Below are 15,802 nucleotides of genomic sequence, written 5' to 3'. Positions count from 1 at the left end.
GTGTACGGCGGGTTCAGGCCGTCAGCCAGGTGCGGAGCCGTTCCTCGCAGTGGAGGATCTTCGACGTCTCCACGCGCTCGTCGCGCTTGTGTGCCAGGTTCGGGTCGCCGGGGCCGTAGTTGACTGCCGGGACGCCGAGTGCGCTGAAGCGGGAGACGTCCGTCCATCCGTACTTGGGCTGCGGCTCCCCTCCTACAGCCTCGGTGAACGCCTTCGCCGCGGGGTGGGAAAGGCCGGGCAAGGCGCCGCCCGAGCTGTCGTCCACGGTCAGCTCCCACTCGCCGCACCCGGAGAACACCTCCCGCACGTGTGCGAGGGCCTGCTCCTCGTCGATGTCGGGGGCGTAGCGGTAGTTGACGGTGACCGTGCAGGCGTCGGGGATGACGTTCCCCGCGACGCCACCCTCCACGCGAACGGCGTTGAGCCCCTCCCGGTACTCCAGGCCGTCGATCACCTTCCGGCGTGGCTCGTACGAGGCGAGCCGGGAAAGGATCGGAGCGGCGGCGTGGATCGCGTTCTCGCCCATCCAGCCGCGGGCGGAGTGCGCCCGCACTCCGGTGGTGCGCAGCAGGACGCGCAGCGTTCCCTGGCAGCCGCCCTCGACCTGACCGCTGGAGGGCTCCAGCAGTACGGCGAAGTCTCCGGCCAGCCAGTCGGGGTGGGCGTCGGCGACGTGGCCGAGGCCGTTGAGGTGCGCGGCGACCTCTTCGTTGTCGTAGAAGACGAAGGTGAGATCGCGGTTGGGCTCCGGCACGGTTGCCGCGATGCGCAGCTGCACGGCCACGCCGGCTTTCATGTCGCTCGTGCCGCAGCCCCACAGCACGCCCGAGTCGTCGAGGCGTGACGGCACGTTCCCGGCAATGGGCACCGTGTCGATGTGCCCGGCGAGGATGACGCGCTCGCCGCGTCCGAGCCGGGTGCGGGCGACCACGTTGTTGCCGTGCCGGTCGACGGTCAGATGTGGAAGGGCGCGCAGGGCGGTCTCGACGGCGTCGGCGAGCGGCCGCTCGTCCCCGCTCTCCGAGGGGAAATCGACGAGCTGAGCTGTCAGCAGAGCGGCGTCCTGGTTCAGGTCGAGTCCGTTGTGCGGCATGAAAACAGCCTACGGGCGGCGGGACTTGGCAGAGCCGCTACCTTTGTGCCCGTGTCCCCCTCGGAATCCTCTCCCCAGAAGTCCCGCGCCAGAGGCCTTCGCATAGCAGCGGCATCCACGGTGCTGCTGGTCATCGCCGGTTACGTGGCGACGCAGTACGTCACCAGCAGCACGGGACCGGCCCGGTGCATCGTCAGAACCGCCGGCGAGAAGCCGGAGGACTACGAGATCAAACCCGAGCAGGCAGCCAACGCCGCGACGATCACGGCCGTGGCCTCCCAGCGCGGTCTGCCGGAGCGTGCAGTCACGATAGCCCTGGCCACGGCCATGCAGGAGTCCGCGCTGCGGAACATCGAACACGGTGACCGCGATTCGCTCGGCCTGTTCCAGCAGCGTCCGTCCCAGGGGTGGGGCACCGAGCGGCAGATCCAGGACCCCGTGTATTCCTCGGGGAAGTTCTACGACCATCTTGTGCAGGTTCCCGGCTACTCGCGGCTGCCGCTGACCGTGGCGGCGCAGCGCGTGCAGCGGAGCGGCTACCCGCAGGCGTACGCGAAGCACGAGACGCACGCGTCGCTTCTGACCGCCGCCCTGACCGGCCGCCGGGCCGCCGCGTTCAACTGCACCACGGGGCCCGCCGGGGGCGACGGCAAGGCCGGCAGCGCGACACAGCTGCGGGCGCGCCTCGTACGGGAGTTCGGCACGGGAGTGCTGCCGGGGCAGAAGTCGGACGCACCGGCGCCGCCCACCGGTGACGCCGCCCTGGGCGAGGGAGCCGTTCCCGGCGCGGACGGGCGGGCCACGGGCGAGGACGTCCTCGCGACGGGTGGCGGACTGCGGGCAGCGGACGACGACTCGTCTCTGGTGACCATCCCGGTCCGTCCCGGCCGACGCGGCTGGGAGCTCGCGCACTGGGCGGTGGCGAACGCCTCGGACATGCACATCGAGCAGATCTCCTATCGCAACCGCGTCTGGGACGCGTCCAGTTCGGAGGAGGGCTGGCGCCCGCTGGAGGACTCCGACGGCGCGAAGGGCGGCGACGGCTCCGTCCGCGTGCGGCTCGCGACGGGGAAGTAGCGATACGGCCGAGGGTGCCGAGCCCCCCACCGTCCCGGCGCGACGCCCGCTCGGGCAAACGCCGCGCACCCATCACCTTCGGGGGAATCCCGTATTGCCGTGTGGACGCGGCACGTTCAGGGAACGTGCCGCACACATTTCCACAACTCCCCTGCCAGAGACGGGGATTGCCCCTCGTGCAGCCCTGATGAGCAGGCACGGAAGGCCGGTTCGGCACAGCCGATCATGTGACGCATTGCCAATCCTTTACCCCGGCGGCCCGCAACTTTCCGGCTCCCCGAGGCGATAGGCACAGCGCCCGGCCCGGCGATTGCCCGGCCGGGTTGCATCACGTTTTCCGTAGCAGTAGATCTCTCCGTCAAAGGAGCAACATGTCCCTCCCTCTCACGCGCCGGATCGCCAAGACCGTGCTGCTGACGGCCGCGGGCGCCGCCTCTGTCGTTGGTACGGCCGGCGCCGCGAGTGCCGCCGAACTGCCGACGACCGCTGATGTGAGCGGGCTGAGCCTCCCGGACAGCGGCGCCACCAGCACCCTCGACAGCACCACGAAGGGCGCCCGCACGCTCACCCCGATGAGCAGCCCGGTCGACACCGCCGACGGTGCCGCTGCCTCCGGCGTCAAGGCCGCCAGCAGCGACACCAAGCGGGTCGCTCCGCAGACCAGGGAGCTCGCGGGCGACACCGCCGACGGTGCCGCCAAGGGTCTGCAGCAGCAGCCTGCGAATGCCCAGCAGCTGCCGGCCCAGCAGGCTCAGAAGCAGCCCGCCGCCCAGCAGCCGGCGGCCAACACCGCTCAGCCTCAGCAGACCCTCGAAAGGGCTGTTCCGGTCAAGGGCCTGCTCGGTACCCAGAAGGTGCTGCCGAACGGTCTGGGCACCGCCTCGGTCGCCGGCCTCTGACACCGGCGCGCACGCGCGCAAACATGAGGAAGGGCCGCGGAGAGATCCCTCCGCGGCCCTTCCTCGCGTTGCGTGCGGAACCGTCGGGCTCGAGCGGCTCTCCGGTCAGCTCTCCAGCCGGCGCACCGCAGCCGCGACGCGCTCGTCCGTCGCCGTGAGCGCGACGCGCACGAACCGTTCGCCCGCGGTGCCGTAGAAGTCTCCCGGCGCGACGAGCACTCCGAGCTTGGACAGATCGCCGACGGTGTCCCAGCACGGCTCGTCCCGCGTCGCCCAAAGGTAGAGGGACGCCTCGCTGTGCTCGATGCGGAAACCGCGCCCCTCGAGCGCCGTACGCAGGGCAGAGCGGCGGGCCGCGTAACGCTCCCGCTGCTGCGCCACATGCGCGTCGTCGCCGAGTGCGGCGACCGTCGCGGCCTGCACCGGGGCGGGGACCATCATTCCGCCGTGCTTGCGGATGTGCAGCAACTCCCCCAGCACCGCCGGGTCGCCGACCACGAAGGCCGCCCGGTATCCCGCGAGATTGGACCGCTTGGAGAGCGAATGGACGGCGACGACGCCCTCGTACGAGCCGCCGCAGACCTCCGGGTGCAGCACCGATTCCGGGTCGGTGTCCCAGCCGAGCTCCAGATAGCACTCGTCGCTGACGAGCAGCACGCCGTGCTCCCGTGCCCACGCGACGGTGCGGGTCAGCTGCTCCGCGTCCAGGACCCGTCCCGTCGGGTTGGAGGGCGAGTTCAGCCACAGCAGGCGCAGGCCGTCCGGGTCGAGCTCCGTGGGGTCGTCGTAGACCACCGGCTCGGCACGTGCGAGGCGCGCCCCTACCTCGTACGTCGGGTAGGCGAGCCGCGGATACGCCACGCGGTCCCCCGGGCCGAGGCCGAGCTGGGTGGGCAGCCACGCGACGAACTCCTTGGAGCCGACGACCGGCAGCACGTTCCGGTGCGTCAACTGCGAGGCTCCCAGGCGGCGTTCGCACCAGCCCGTGATGGCGTCCCGGAGTTCGGCGGTGCCCCACACGGTGGGGTAGCCGGGGCTGTCGGCGGCGTCGGTCAGGGCGCGCCGGATCAGCTCGGGGACAGGGTCGACGGGCGTGCCCACGGAGAGGTCGACGATGCCGCCGTCATGGGCAGCGGCGGCCGCCTTGTAGGGCTCCAGCTTGTCCCAGGGGAACTCGGGGAGGCGTGCGGAGACGGAGGAACCGGAGAGACCGGCCGGACCGGTGCGACCTGTCGGACCTGTGGAAGGTGCCACGGGATGACTCGCTTTCTGGCTGTGAAACACGCGGTCCCGCACGCCCGCCGGGGGTACCGGCGCACTGTGCGGGACCACGGACCGCGGAACGGGGACCGCCGCGGTGTCACTCGTCGTGGCTCTGCGGGGGCAGCGCGGCGATGACCGGGTGGTCCCGCTCGATCAGTCCGAGCTTGCTCGCCCCGCCGGGCGAACCGAGTTCGTCGAAGAACTCCACGTTCGCCTTGTAGTAGTCCTTCCACTCCTCGGGAGTGTCGTCCTCGTAGAAGATCGCCTCGACCGGGCAGACCGGTTCGCAGGCACCGCAGTCGACGCATTCGTCCGGGTGGATGTACAAGGACCTCTGGCCCTCGTAGATGCAGTCGACGGGGCACTCCTCGATGCAGGCCTTGTCCTTAAGGTCGACACAAGGCTCCGCGATGACGTAGGTCACGCTGTCGTTCCTCCTCAATAGGGCCGGCGGACCGGTGTCGGGTGTCCGCCGCTGGGCGCGCGGGAGCGCGGCGTCGTCGATGCCCGTCCTAGTATCTCCGTTCCTGGTACCGAGACGAACAGGAGGGGCGGGTAGAGCAGTGGAATTCACCACGGGCGGACGCCTCAAGGTCCGAATCACTGTGTCTGACGTGGGAAAACGTGTTTCTGTCCGGTCCTTGACGGGGGCCGGAGGACGGCACGCCACCTTTACCGACACGGTCGGCGTTCTCACATCCTGGAACGACGGTGTGCTCCACATCACCCGCCGCGGCGGACAGAGCGTGCCGATCGACGAATCGGCGCTGGTGGCCGGGAAAGTCGTGCCCGGCGCACCGGCCCGGCGGCGCGGCATCCCTGCTGCGAGCGTACGTGAACTCGTCAAGGTGGCGGCCCGCGGATGGCCCGCCGTCGAGACCGAACGGCTGGGCGGCTGGACGCTCAGGGCGAGCGCGGAGGAGGCGGCGCCCGCCGGCGGTGCGCCCGACGGCCGACGCGAGGGATTCACCGCGCGGGCCAACTCCGTACTGCCGCTGGACGATCCCGGACTTCCGCTCGCCGAGGCGCTGACGCGGGCGCGCGGCTGGTACGAGGCGCGCGGGCTGGTGCCCCGCGTGCAGGTCACGACGGGCGGCGAGCGCACGGACGAACTGCTCGCCGCGGAACTGGAGGAGCGCGGCTGGACGGGCGAGCGGTACGCGCTGCTCCGGGTGGCCGCGCTGGCGCCGCTGGCCGACCGCGAGCCGGACGGCCGCGTGCGGCTCGCCCGCGCTCCCGGAGCGGACTGGTTCTCGCTCTACCGCCGCGCCGGTGAAATGCCGGGCGCCGCAAGGAAGGTGCTGACGGGCGGCCCGTCCGTCTGGTTCGCGACGGTGCGGGGCGGCTCCGGTGAGCCGGGCCCGGCAGGCGACGCGGACGGGCGCGAAGCGGGCGACGCGGCAGCGATCGGCCGGTGTGTGATCGACGGGCGGTGGGCGGGATTCGCCGCGATAGAAGTCGCCCCGGGACACCGGCGGCAGGGGCTGGCGACCGCGGTGATGGCCGAGTTGGCGCGGGGGGCACTCGCCGAGGGTGCCTCCGCCGCGTATCTCCAGGTGGAGCGCGACAACGAGGCGGCACGCGCGCTGTATGACGGCATGGGCTTCGCCGACCACCACGCCTACCACTACCGTCGCGCTCGGGAGGACTGATCCGCAGTGGCAGACGAGGAGACAGGGAAAGGCCACGGCCCGGGCCCGGGTGGAGGCGACGACGACGGGAACGGAGACGACGGGGGCAGCAACCGCGAACGGTTCGCGGAGGCGGCACGCGACGAGCGCCCCGATCTTGCGCTGCTGTGTCTGCTGATCGGCGTCGAGGCGGCCGCGGCGCACACGGTGGCGCACAGGGGGAAGGACAAGGGCGGTCCGCGGAGCGGGGACGAGCGGGACGCGGACGATGGTCAGGAAGTGGACGACGAGGACAAGGGCACGCCGCCGGACGGTCACGAGCAGTCGGTTCTGGAGGCGCAGATCGAACTCGACCGTCTCGCGGGGCTGTTGCCGTACTCCCCGTCGCGTACGCCCGAGGAATGGGCCCGCGCTCTCGGCCGGCTGCTGGGGACGGAACACGGATTCCACGGGGTTCCCGAGGACTACCAGCGGCTGGAGTCGTCCCTGCTGCAGTCGGTGCTGCGGCGCCGCCGCGGGCTGCCCATCCTGCTGTCGGTCGTCTGGATGGAGGTGGCGCGGCGTGCCGGCGCTCCGGTGTACGGGGTGGGCCTGCCGGGCCACTTCGTGATCGGCTTCGGCGATCCGGCCGGGGAGTACGCCCTCGCCGACCCGTTCAACGGCGGCCGTCTGCTCTCCTCCGGCGACCTGGAACTGCTGATGGCGGGCGCGACGGGCATGCGCGGGCCGCTGCCGGCCGCGACGCTGCACCCGGCGGGTCCGCTGGAGACGGTGCTGCGGATCCTGAACAACATCCGCGCCTGGGCGTCCGCACGTGCCGAACAGTCGGGCGTGCAGCTGTGGGCGCTCGACCTCTCCCTGCTCCTGCCGCACCGTCCGGCGCGGTTGCGGTACGACCGGGCACGGCTGCTCGTCGATCGCGGCGACTTCCTCGGCGGTGCGGCGGAGTTGGAGGAGTACGCGTCGGCCATCGAGGCCATGGAGCCGTCCGAGGCGGAGTCGGTGCGGAGCGCGGCGCAGGCCGCCAGAGCGCGGCTCAACTGAGCTGGCACGTTTGCGAGTTGCAGTACGCGCGCCCTGTGGGCGTGGCCTTCGGGCCCGCGGCGGCCCGCCGTGCAGTGCGGCAAGTCGTGAGCTGCGTATGACAGTTGTCAGCCGGCTGTCACCCGCCCGCCGTGGGTGGGGGCGCCGGACTTCGCGACGCCCCCCGGACCGCTCACTGCGGGTTCAGCGGGATCTCCTGCACGCGCTTGGCGGGGCTGGTCTCCTTGAGCGCGAGACGCAGGGCACCGGCGACGTCCTGCGGCGTGACCGGCGTCTTGCTGCCGTCGCCACGGGTGATCTCCACACCGTCGAAGGTCGTGCCGTACAGGGTCCGCAGCACCGGCAGGTCGTAGGTGTCGACAAGGGTGCCGTTGACCGGCTTCATCGACAGGAACTTCGGCAGCGACTTTTCGGGGCTGAACTGGATCGAGGCACTGCCGGCCTTGATCGTCACAAGTCCGGACATGGCGGGCTTGCCGAACTCCCGGATCGCCCTGGCGATTTCCTTCTTGCCGACCTGCGGCTGCTGCTGCGACACGGGCAGCCGGACAGGGCTGTTGTTCCCGGTGGCGGCACGCGCGCGGTACGCCTTCTCCAACTCCTCGCTGGCGTCGCCGGCGTCGATTCCCTTGTGCGTCTTGCCCGGCACGGCGACGGCCTCGCCCCTGACGAACTTGACCATCCCGTCCTTGGGGCTGCCGCCGACGCCCGTCTGCTTGGAGATCTGCGAGATCGCCGACGCCATCTTCTCCTGGTCGATCTCCAGCGCGGGCTCGGCATCCCGCTCGGCGCCGAAGAGCGAGCCGATGACGGAGACCGGGTTGTAGTCGCGTCCGGCGGCGTTGCGCACCGTCGCCTCGGTGTCCAGCGTCATGCCCGCGACGCTCGGCTTGAGCTTGGCCTTCTGGTCCCCGGCGACGACGGTGAACGCCTGCGTCGTGCGGTTGCCGAAGGCGGCGTCCAGCTTGTTCACGGCCTCGTGCCGGCTCATCCCGCCGATCTCGACGCCGAGCACGGCGGTGCCGTTGGGCACGTCCGCGTGGTCGAGGAGCAGGCCGGCTCCGTAGGCGATGCCGACGACACCGAGGACACCGGCACCGGCGAGCATCAGCTTCGAACGGCCGCCGGAGGGGGCCTCTTCGTCGCGGTTCCGGGAAGAAGCGCGCTCGAAGGGCGAACCGGACCTGCCGCCGACCTCGTCGTCGGCCAGGCGCGGAGCACGGCTCATGAGGGTTTCGCCGGCGATGCGGTCCTTTTCGGACTCGTCCTCCGCGACGGCCCCGCCATGGCCGCCGGACGCACCGTAGGCGGGCAGTCCGCCCGTGCTGCCCGGTTCGCGCGCGAGCATCTCCTCGCCGACCCCGCCCGGTGCGAACGGCGCGCGGCCGGTGCCCAGTCCGAGGGTCGAACTCGCGGCGGCCTCGGGCGGCGCGCCGCCCTGGCCGGGCCGCGGGGGCAGCGGCATGTCGCCGCTCACGGGGCCGGTCGTCGGGCCGTCCTGGCCCACGCCGGGCTCGTCGTGGGCGGGCGTGCCTCCGGGCGGGGTGTCCGCGCCGGGCACGGGGTAGGAGCCGGTGTCGTACGGATCGCTCGACCCGTACGAGTCGCCCAGGCCGTAGGGATTCGTGACGCCGTACGGATCCTTGGTGCCGTAAGGGGACTCACCCGTTCCCGGTGACGTACCGGGCCCGCCGGGGCCGGGCCAGCCGGAGCCCGCGCCGGGACCGGTGACACCCGGACCGGCGGCGCCGTTGCCGGAGCCCGAACTGCCGGATGCGGGCTTGCTCTTGCGCGGCGCGAACCAGTCGCTGGTCTCCTGCTTGTCGCCGCCGCCCGAGGTCTCCTCCGACGACCGTGAAGAGCCGGGCGTCGGGGCACCCGGCGGGCCGGCCACCGCGCCGGGTCCAGTTCCCGGGACACCGTCGCCGGGGGCGCGCAGGGGATGCGCGCCGTCGGCCGGCGAGGCTCCCTTCTGCTCGGCGCCGCTCGCCGTGCCGCCCGCGCCTTCGCCCTTGCCGCCGGACTCGCCTTCGCTGACAGGCGTCCGCATCACGACAGGCGGAATCGGCCGCGAGCCGGGGATGTTGATCCGGATGCGGGTGGTCAGCGTCGTCTCGGTCTTGCGGTCTTCGGGCTTCCGCTGTGCGTCCGAGGCCGATGATTCCTCCGAGTCCGCGGACTCCCCGGCGGCGCCGGGGCCGTACGGCTCGGTGCCCGGTGGGTACGACGCACCGCCACGGCCCTGTGGCCCGGAGGACGAACGGTCAGTTTCACGACTCAAAGCAGGTACTCCCGGTTGGGTTCACCGCCCATCATGCTTGTCCAAGGACGGTTCGCCGGCGCGCACCAGCTTACTTGGGGTCGCCGCCTCGGGACCCTCGCCCTCGCAATCCCCTGGACAGCGGCCTCATCAGCGGTACTTGTCCCCAGGCACTGGCGGTGCCGGCAGCGCGATGGTGGCACACATCACAGCGGCGAGCACCCCGCCCAGTAGAAAGACATATGAACCAATGCCCGCCCCGAAGGCGAAGTCGCCTTCCGGCCGCGGGGACGTCAGCAGGAATACCGTGACAACCCACCCCGCACCGGGCGCCGCGGCCCCCACGCGCGTACGGCACAACTGGGCACCGCCCCAGAAGAGTCCGACGGCACCGGCGAGGGCGAGCAGCAGACCGCCCGGGAACCAGGCGCTCTGCACGAGGGCTCCGGCGGCCGCCGTCAGCACTCCGAGCACGAGCAGCAACAGGTAGACGCCCATGCGTGCCGTACGGGACGCGGGGACCCGCTCGGGCCACGGACGCTGTGCCTGACCTGTGCCCGGCCCCCGGCCGGACGGCCGCCCCCACTGCCCGCGCCCGTTCTCGCCACGCTCGCCGCTCATGCACCCGCTCCTGCGAACAAGTCCTGTGTGATGCCGCCGGAATGCTCTCCCGACGGATGCGCCAGGCGGTAGTACTCGGTGCTGATCAAAGGCTGGCCCAGGCCGTTGGAGAGGGCGAAGGTGTCGCCGGCCACGCTGATCTGGGTCGCGTGCGCACGCATGGCGGCCGCCTTCGCCGCCGCGTGTGCCCGTCCGTCGACCACCGCGTCCACGGACTTCTCGTCGTCCACGAGCCCCGGCACGTCCTCCGGTTCCGCCACCGCGGAGTAGGGGGACGGCGACGCGGCCCGCAGCCGGGCGAAACCCTCCTCGACGACCGCGCGGGGCACGCAGTTCCAGTAGAGGCGCGATACCCGGTACGGCTCCCCGGCGCCGGGCTCGAAGTCCCCGTCCGGGGCCAGTTCGGCGGCGCGCATCGCGACGCGGTGGGCCTGGATGTGGTCCGGGTGACCGTAGCCGCCGTCCGGGTCGTAGGTGACCATCACCTGGGGACGTACCTCACGGATGACGCGGACCAGGTGCAGGGCGGCCTCGTCGAGAGGGGCCTGCCAGAAGCACTCGGGCCGCAGATTCGTGGGGAGGCCCATCATCCCGGAGTCTCGGTAGCGGCCCGGGCCGCCGAGGAAGCGGTGGTCCATGACTCCCAGTTCCCGCATGGCGTCGGCGAGTTCACCCATCCGATGCCGCCCGAGCGGAGTGATCTCCCCCGCGGGCGCCGCCGGTTCCGGCGCCGGCTCCCCCGGCCCGGGCTGCTCCGGAGCGAGGTGCGCCAGCTCCGCGGGGATGACCTCGCCCTCCTCGCCCAGGGTGCACGTCACCAACGTGACGTGGACGCCCTCGGCGGCGTACTTGGCCATCGTGGCGCCGTTGTTGATCGACTCGTCGTCCGGGTGCGCGTGCACCAGGAGCAGACGCCGGTCAGGGGCTGCGCTCATGCCCCTGACCCTACGGCTCCCCTCGGACAGGTCAGAACTTGATGTCCCCGAGCATGCCCGCCACATTCGTCGTCAGCTCGTTGATCGTCGGAGCGATGGACGAGCCGGCCAGGTAGAAGCCCAACAGCACGCACACGACGGCGTGCCCGGCTTTCAGCCCGGCCTTCTTGACGAGCAGAAGGACGATGATCAAGAGCAGCACGACCGCCGAAATCGAGAGTGCCACGGCGGTTCACCTCCAAGTACGCGCGGTCGGGCGACGGATCCGGACAGCATGAGCCCATGACACGAGCGGGACACCGGCGTCATACCCGGCTCCCGTCTCGCGCAATGGATCATAACTATCCGTCAGATGGCATGGGCCGGGTGCACGGGTGCAGACGAGGGGCGCATATTCGATTCCGGCCACCACGGCTCGCGCCCGCCAGGCTCTACGCTCTGCCGCATGGCCACTACTTTCCCCCGTCAGCACGCACGCACCCAGCGCTTCACCCTGGGCGCCCCGCGCGCTTTCACCGTCGCACCCGATGGATCGCGCGTCGTCTTCCTCCGCTCCCGGGAGGGCACTGACCGGGCCAATCTCCTTTGGGTACGCGAACCGTCGGGTGCGCGGGAGTACGTCGCCGCCGACCCCGCGAGCCTGCTGGGGGGCGCGGCGGAGGAGCTCTCCGCGGAGGAGCGGGCCCGCCGTGAACGCAACCGCGAAGGTTCTGCTGGAATCGTCGGATATGCCTCTGACACGGCCGTCGAATGCGCCTCTTTCGCACTCTCGGGGCGTCTGTTCGTAACGGACCTGCGGGCAGGCGAGTGCCGGCAGCTGGACACACCTGAGCCCGTCGTCGACCCCCGCCCCTCGCCCGACGGGACGCGCGTCGCCTACGTATCGGGCGGCGCCCTGCGCCTCATCCGCACCGACGGCACCGGCGACAGCGTGCTGGCCGCCCCGGAGAACGACCGGATCACCTACGGTCTGGCCGAATTCATCGCGGCCGAGGAAATGGACCGCAGCCGGGGCTTCTGGTGGTCTCCGGACGGCGGGCAGCTGCTCGTCGCTCGCGCCGACGACTCCCCCGTGCAGCGGTGGCACATCGCCGACCCGGCGCACCCGGACCAGCAGCCGTCCGAGATGGCCTATCCGGCGGCGGGCACGGCGAACGCCGACGTCACGCTGCACCTGGTGAACGCGGACGGCGGCGAGGTCCACGACGTCGAGTGGGACCGCGCGCGCTTCCCGTACCTCGCCCGCGTCCACTGGTCGCCCGGAGGGCCGCCGCTGCTGCTCGTCCAGTCGCGAGACCAGCGCACGCAGTTGTACCTCGGCGTCGACACCGTCACGGGCGCCACCAGCACCCTGCACTCGGAGCAGGACACGGACTGGCTGGAGCTGTTCCCCGGCGTTCCCGCCTGGACGCCGGACGGACGGCTCGTGCGCATCGACGACGCGTCAGGCGCGCGCCTGCTGACAGTGGGCCAGGACGCCTTCACGGACGCCTCGTTGCACGTCCGGGCGGTGCTCGACGTCGGCGCGGACGGGGTGCTCTTCTCCGCCTCGGCGGGCGCCGCGGCCGACGGGGACCCCGGAGCGGTCGGCGACATCGGCGTCCGCTTCGCGCGGTTCGCCGAGGACGGCTCGTGCGGCGGCGTCGAGCGCCTGACGGACCCGGACGGCGACGGCGCGGCGGGTGACGGGCCCGGAGACGGGACGGGCAGCAACGGGCGGCCGCACGTGGCCTCCGCCGTGCGCGCCGGCGACACCCTCGTGCTCTCCACCGCCTCGCTCTCGTGTCCCGGCTCACGCATCTCCGTGCTGCGCATGGACGGGGGCAACGGCGGGGCGTTCACGCTCAAGTCCTTGGACGTCGTGCCGTCACAGGCCGAACGACCCCGGCTCGCCGCGGCGCCGCGCCTGCTGCTCACCGGCGAGCGCCGGATCCCCGCGGGCCTCGTACTGCCCACGGAGCACCGGGACGGCGACGGCCCGCTGCCCGTCCTCATGGACCCCTACGGCGGTCCGCACGGCCAGCGCGTGGTCGCGGCGCACAATGCCTGGCTCACCTCGCAGTGGTTCGCCGACCAGGGATTCGCGGTGATCGTGGCCGACGGCAGGGGCACGCCCGGCCGTTCGCCGGCGTGGGAGAAGGCGGTCTCGCGGGACATCGCCGACGTCACGCTGGACGACCAGATCGAGGCGCTGCAGTCGCTCGCGGCGGACCATCCGCTGGACCTGTCACGCGTCGCCATCCGCGGCTGGTCGTACGGCGGTTACCTCGCCGCGCTCGCCGTGCTGCGCCGTCCGGACGTCTTCCATACGGCGGTCGTGGGCGCCCCCGTCACCGACTGGCGGCTGTACGACACCCACTACACCGAGCGCTACTGCGGCATGCCGGACCAGGACGCGGACGTGTACGCGCGTTCCTCGGTGATCACCGACGACGGGCTCTCCGGCGCCGCATCGCAGCACCGTCCGCTCATGCTGATCCACGGGCTGGCGGACGACAACGTGGCCGCCGCGCACACGCTGCGGCTCTCCTCGGCGCTCCTCGCGGCGGGCCGCCCGCACGAGATGCTGCCTCTCTCCGGCGTCACGCACATGACGCCGCAGGAGCAGATCGCGGAGAACCTGCTCCTGCTCCAAGTGGCCTTCCTCAAGCGCACGTTGGGCATGGCGTAGAAGCGTACGGGCGCACGCGGCGGGGCGCCTCCGCGAACTCGTCGCGGAGGCGCCCCGGGCAAGCCCCTCAGGGCCAGGTGGACTTAGGAGGCAGCCCCAAGCGGTGTCCTAGGACTCCATCGCCTTGAGCGCCGCGTCCAGGACGATCTCCTCGTCGCGGCCCGTCGTCGTACCTTCCTCGGGGAAGTGGCACGCCGTGAGATGGCCCGCGGTGTTGCCCGTGATCTGGACGAGCGGCGGATCCTCGGTGGCGCACTTGTCCTGCGCCTTCCAGCAGCGCGTACGGAAGCGGCAGCCCGAGGGCGGGTTGATGGGCGAAGGCACGTCGCCCGCAAGGCGGATGCGCTCGCGCTGCTCCTCCTCGCTGTCCTCCAGCTTCGCCTCCGGCACGGCCGAGAGCAGCGCGTGCGTGTACGGGTGGCGGGGGCGCTGGTAGATGGAGTCGCGGTCGCCGACCTCGACGATCTTCCCCAGGTACATCACCGCGAGGCGCTGCGAGAAGTGCCGGACGATCGCCAGGTCGTGCGCGATGAAGACGAAGGCGATGCCCATGTCGCGCTGCACCTGCTGGAGCAGGTTGACGACCTGCGCCTGGATGGACACGTCCAGCGCGGAGACCGGCTCGTCCGCGACGATCAGCTTCGGCTTCAGCGCGAGGGCGCGGGCGACGCCGATGCGCTGCCGCTGGCCGCCGGAGAACTCGTGCGGGAAGCGGTTGTAGTGCTCCGGGTTGAGACCGACGGTCTCGAGCATCTCCCGGATGCGCTTCTCGCGTCCGCCGGGCGGGTTGATCCCGTTGACCTCCATCGGGTTTCCGATGATGGAGCCGACCGTCTGCCGCGGGTTCAGCGACGAGTACGGGTCCTGGAAGATCATCTGGATCTCGGAGCGTACCGGCGCCATTTCCCTGCGGCTGGCGTGCGAGATGTCCCGGCCGCGGTAGCTGATCTTGCCCCGCGTGGGCTCCAGCAGCCGCGTCAGCAGCCGTCCGGTCGTGGACTTGCCGCAGCCGGACTCGCCGACGAGACCGAAGCTCTCGCCCGGCATCACGCTCAGGTCGATGCCGTCGACGGCCTGGACCGCGCCCACCTGCCGCTTGAAGGGGAAGCCGCCCATGATCGGGAAGTGCTTGGTCAGGCCCTCGACCTTCATCAGGGGCTCGCCCGAGCGCGGCACGTCGTCCTGCGGCTTGGTCAGGGTGAGTTCTTCGCTCATTGCTGTGATTCTCCCTAGCCCAGCCGGGGTTTGATCTGCTCGATGAAGAAGGTCTGCTTCTGCTCGGCCGTCAGGTGGCAGGCGGCGCCACGTCCTGCCGGCAGCACGGGCCGGTCGCCGCTGCACGACTTGCCTCCGGCCACCTCGTCCACGTAGTTGCACCGCGGGTGGAACGGGCAGCCCGGCGGCGGTGCGAGCAGACTCGGCGGTGTGCCCTTGATCGGGACGAGCTCTTCGTTGACGTCACCGGACAGGCGCGGCATGGAGCTCAGCAGACCCCAGGTGTAGGGGTGCCGGGGCGCACGCAGCACCTCGGCGACGCTTCCGCGCTCCACGGCACGGCCGCCGTACATCACGAGGATGTCGTCTGCGACGTTGGCGATCACACCCAGGTCGTGGGTGATGAAGATGATCGCCGAACCGAACTCCTGCTGCAGGTCCTTGAGCAGGTCCAGGATCTGCGCCTGGACCGTCACGTCGAGCGCGGTCGTCGGCTCGTCGGCGATGAGCAGGTCCGGGTTGCACACGAGTGCCATCGCGATCATCGCGCGCTGCCGCATGCCGCCGCTGAACTGGTGCGGGTAATCGTCCACGCGCAGCTTGGCGTTGGGGATGCCGACCTTGTCCAGCATCTCGACGGCGCGCAGATGCGCTTCGCGCTTGGAGGCGCCCATGTGCTTGCGGTACGGCTCGGCGATCTGACGGCCCACCGTGTAGTACGGCGAGAGCGCCGTCAGCGGGTCCTGGAAGATCATCGCCATCTTGTTGCCGCGCAGCGACTCCAGCTTCTTCTCCCGGGCGGAGGTCAACTCCTGTCCGTCCAGAAGGATTTCACCGGAGACGTCGGTCTTCTTCGGGTTGTGCAGCCCGAGGATGGACAGGTTCGTCACCGACTTGCCGGAGCCGGACTCGCCGACGATCCCGAGGGTGCGGCCACGCTCCAGTTCGAAGGAGAGACCGTCGACGGCCTTGACAGTGCCGCCCTCGGTGTCGAAGTGCACATAGAGGTCGCGTACGGAGAGGAACGCGCCGGACGCTCCCGCATCGCGCGGGGCCGGGACGTCCGCTTCCTGGGTCAGGGTGGTCACAGCGG

Annotated in this window: 14 protein-coding genes; 5 read left to right on the top strand and 9 right to left on the bottom strand. The window is 71.3% G+C overall.

The features are described from left to right. Positions 1 to 13: 13 nt before the first annotated feature. Positions 14 to 1,093 carry a succinyl-diaminopimelate desuccinylase gene (dapE, locus tag I004_RS0102005; protein WP_028434121.1) on the bottom strand — a complete coding sequence of 360 codons (1,080 nt, stop codon included), beginning with the start codon at positions 1,091 to 1,093 and terminating at the stop codon, positions 14 to 16. Between the two features lie 51 nt (positions 1,094 to 1,144). Between dapE and I004_RS0102000 the strand changes: the two genes are divergently transcribed. Then, positions 1,145 to 2,170: a VldE C-terminal domain-containing protein gene (locus I004_RS0102000; RefSeq protein ID WP_028434120.1), complete on the top strand. Its 1,026-nt coding sequence runs from the start codon at positions 1,145 to 1,147 to the stop codon at positions 2,168 to 2,170. A 371-nt stretch (positions 2,171 to 2,541) separates the two neighbouring features. Continuing rightward, complete coding sequence (locus I004_RS40045) at positions 2,542 to 3,069, top strand: hypothetical protein (RefSeq protein ID WP_051344591.1); 528 nt, start codon at positions 2,542 to 2,544, stop codon at positions 3,067 to 3,069. A 105-nt stretch (positions 3,070 to 3,174) separates the two neighbouring features. On the opposite strand, the gene dapC is transcribed toward I004_RS40045, so the two are convergent. Beyond that, complete coding sequence (gene dapC, locus I004_RS31605; protein WP_051344590.1) at positions 3,175 to 4,323, bottom strand: succinyldiaminopimelate transaminase; 1,149 nt, start codon at positions 4,321 to 4,323, stop codon at positions 3,175 to 3,177. A gap of 106 nt (positions 4,324 to 4,429) precedes the next feature. Next, positions 4,430 to 4,756: a ferredoxin gene (fdxA, locus tag I004_RS0101985; RefSeq protein ID WP_027764481.1), complete on the bottom strand. Its 327-nt coding sequence runs from the start codon at positions 4,754 to 4,756 to the stop codon at positions 4,430 to 4,432. A 139-nt stretch (positions 4,757 to 4,895) separates the two neighbouring features. Between fdxA and I004_RS0101980 the strand changes: the two genes are divergently transcribed. Together I004_RS0101980 and I004_RS31600 are read left to right on the top strand one after the other, a co-directional pair. Beyond that, complete coding sequence (locus I004_RS0101980) at positions 4,896 to 5,984, top strand: GNAT family N-acetyltransferase (RefSeq protein ID WP_028434119.1); 1,089 nt, start codon at positions 4,896 to 4,898, stop codon at positions 5,982 to 5,984. 6 nt (positions 5,985 to 5,990) lie between these two features. Beyond that, positions 5,991 to 7,007, top strand: coding sequence for a transglutaminase-like domain-containing protein (locus tag I004_RS31600; protein ID WP_051344589.1), 1,017 nt, complete (start codon positions 5,991 to 5,993; stop codon positions 7,005 to 7,007). A gap of 172 nt (positions 7,008 to 7,179) precedes the next feature. On the opposite strand, the gene I004_RS0101970 is transcribed toward I004_RS31600, so the two are convergent. The 4 genes from I004_RS0101970 to I004_RS0101955 all read right to left on the bottom strand — a co-directional run bounded on the left by I004_RS0101970 (position 7,180) and on the right by I004_RS0101955 (position 11,049). Further along, positions 7,180 to 9,288, bottom strand: coding sequence for a peptidoglycan binding domain-containing protein (locus I004_RS0101970; protein WP_028434118.1), 2,109 nt, complete (start codon positions 9,286 to 9,288; stop codon positions 7,180 to 7,182). Positions 9,289 to 9,417: 129 nt separating this feature from the next. Continuing rightward, positions 9,418 to 9,888, bottom strand: a complete 471-nt coding sequence (locus tag I004_RS31595) for a DUF6113 family protein (protein ID WP_078510730.1) — start codon at positions 9,886 to 9,888, stop codon at positions 9,418 to 9,420. Then, positions 9,885 to 10,823 (bottom strand): N-acetyl-1-D-myo-inositol-2-amino-2-deoxy-alpha-D-glucopyranoside deacetylase, encoded by a 939-nt coding sequence (gene mshB, locus I004_RS0101960; RefSeq protein ID WP_028434117.1) that lies wholly within the window; start codon positions 10,821 to 10,823, stop codon positions 9,885 to 9,887. Before mshB ends, I004_RS31595 begins: the two co-directional genes overlap by 4 nt. A 31-nt stretch (positions 10,824 to 10,854) precedes the next feature. After that, positions 10,855 to 11,049, bottom strand: coding sequence for a hypothetical protein (locus I004_RS0101955; RefSeq protein WP_028434116.1), 195 nt, complete (start codon positions 11,047 to 11,049; stop codon positions 10,855 to 10,857). Between the two features lie 219 nt (positions 11,050 to 11,268). Between I004_RS0101955 and I004_RS0101950 the strand changes: the two genes are divergently transcribed. After that, the gene (locus I004_RS0101950) at positions 11,269 to 13,494 is read left to right on the top strand and encodes an LpqB family beta-propeller domain-containing protein (protein WP_028434115.1); all 2,226 of its coding nucleotides are present in this window, start codon (positions 11,269 to 11,271) and stop codon (positions 13,492 to 13,494) included. Between the two features lie 108 nt (positions 13,495 to 13,602). Here the strand turns inward: I004_RS0101950 and I004_RS0101945 are convergent, their stop codons facing one another. Both I004_RS0101945 and I004_RS0101940 read right to left on the bottom strand, forming a co-directional pair. Beyond that, positions 13,603 to 14,709, bottom strand: coding sequence for a dipeptide ABC transporter ATP-binding protein (locus I004_RS0101945; protein ID WP_028434114.1), 1,107 nt, complete (start codon positions 14,707 to 14,709; stop codon positions 13,603 to 13,605). A gap of 14 nt (positions 14,710 to 14,723) precedes the next feature. After that, positions 14,724 to 15,797 carry an ABC transporter ATP-binding protein gene (locus I004_RS0101940; protein ID WP_028434113.1) on the bottom strand — a complete coding sequence of 358 codons (1,074 nt, stop codon included), beginning with the start codon at positions 15,795 to 15,797 and terminating at the stop codon, positions 14,724 to 14,726. Positions 15,798 to 15,802 lie beyond the last annotated feature (5 nt).

It is taken from the genome of Streptomyces sp. TAA486 (assembly GCF_000426165.1).
This window is presented reverse-complemented; position numbering and strand designations above follow the sequence as displayed.